Origin of the sequence: Caballeronia sordidicola, from assembly GCF_002220365.1 — a bacterium.
Lineage (GTDB): Bacteria > Pseudomonadota > Gammaproteobacteria > Burkholderiales > Burkholderiaceae > Caballeronia > Caballeronia sordidicola_C.
The window spans coordinates 1-1,551 of record NZ_MTHB01000266.1 but is presented as its reverse complement, the minus strand read 5'-3'; the positions used below and the strand labels follow the sequence as shown (position 1 = coordinate 1,551).

The following is a 1,551-nucleotide window of genomic DNA, read 5'->3' as shown; positions in this document are numbered from 1 at the left end:
CTAGCAGCCTGTCGGGCTTTCTCGGGCATTCCAGCATGAAATATGAGAAAATTATATTCGTATAACTAAGCGAGTTTTGTCATGTCTCACTTCATCGTCACCGACCGCAACACCGACTATCTGCTGCCCCCGTCACTGGACGACTGGTTGAACGAAGGTCACCTGGCGCGGTTCGTGGTCGAGGTGGTCGATCAACTGGATCTGTCGAACCTGACCCGTCAGTACGCGGGACGAGGCTCGAAGGCGCATCATCCGGCCACCCTGCTGGCGATCCTGGTGTATGGCTATGCCACGGGCGTGTTCTCCAGCCGCAGGCTTGAACGAGCGACCTATGATTCGGTTGCCTTTCGCTATATCGCCGCCGGCAGCCATCCTGACCATGACACGCTGGCCACCTTCCGCCGGCGCTTTCTCGGCGAACTGGAAGGCTTGTTTGTGCAGGTGCTGGAACTGGCCCAGGAAATGAAACTGCTCAAGCTAGGCACGCTCTGTCTTGACGGCACCAAGCTTCATGCCAACGCCTCGCGCCACAGTGCACTCTCGCACGGGCACATTGAGAAGCTGGAGGTCCAGCTCAAAGCCGAAGTTCAGGAACTGTTGGCCCTGGCCGAGCAGGCGGATCAGGCCGATATTCCGGACGGGGTCAGTCTGCCGGAGGAGATCAAGCGGCGGGAAGATCGGCTGGCGGTGATGGCCGCCGCCAAGCTTAAGATTGCCGCGCGGGCTGAAGAACGCTATCAGCGGGAGAAGGCGGAGCACGACGAGAAGATGGCCCGTCGCGCGGCCAAGGAGAAGGACAGCGGCAAGAAGCCGGCGGGCAAGCTGCCCCAGGCACCGGAACCCGGGCCGAAGGATAGCGACCAGATCAATCTCACCGACGAAGAATCCCGCATCATGCCAGTGGCTGGTGGTGGCTTCGAGCAAGCGTACAACGCCCAGGCGGCAGTGGATGCCGCTACGATGCTGGTGGTGGCGACGCGGGTAACGCAGGCGCCCAACGACAAGGAACAGGTTAGCCCGATGCTGGAGACACTCAGGGCGCAGCAGATGCTGGGCGCAGTCGAGTGCCTGATTGCTGACACCGGCTTCTCCAGCGAGAAAAATCTCCAGGCCTGTGAGGCAGCCCGGGTCGAGCCCCTGATCGCGCTGGCTCGGGACGAACACCATCCGGGTTGGCGGGAGCGCCACAGCGAGCCGGGACCGTTGCCCGACACGGCCACCCCGATGCAAAGCATGGCGCATCGCCTGAAGACAAAGGCCGGGCGTGCCCTGTATGCCTTGCGCAAGCAGACGGTCGAACCCGTCTTCGGCATCATCAAGTCGGTGATGGGCTTTCGGCAGTTCTCTTTGCGCGGTCTGAAAAAGGTCAATGGCGAATGGAGTCTGGTTTGCCTGGCCTGGAATGTGAAGCGCATGGCCAAATTACATCAAGAATTTGGATAACTAAGGAAATAACGGGGAAACCCGTCAAAATTTCACCTCTCCTGCTGTTTTTTAAGCACGTCGACCATTGGGTGGCACTTTTCCTGTTCAACTCCGACACGCTGCTAG

1 protein-coding gene is annotated in these 1,551 nt (G+C 59.8%); it reads left to right on the top strand.

The genetic code is table 11. The annotated features are described in order from the left end of the window. Positions 1 to 81 precede the first annotated feature (81 nt). On the top strand, positions 82 to 1,443 hold the full coding sequence (locus tag BSU04_RS38770; RefSeq protein ID WP_089165523.1) for an IS1182 family transposase: 1,362 nt from the start codon (positions 82 to 84) through the stop codon (positions 1,441 to 1,443). The last annotated feature ends 108 nt before the right edge of the window (positions 1,444 to 1,551 follow it).

Excerpts from the sequence above, each read along its gene's own strand:
- BSU04_RS38770 (WP_089165523.1), top strand. The coding sequence starts at position 82 with ATGTCTCACTTCATCGTCACCGACCGCAACACCGACTATCTGCTGCCC.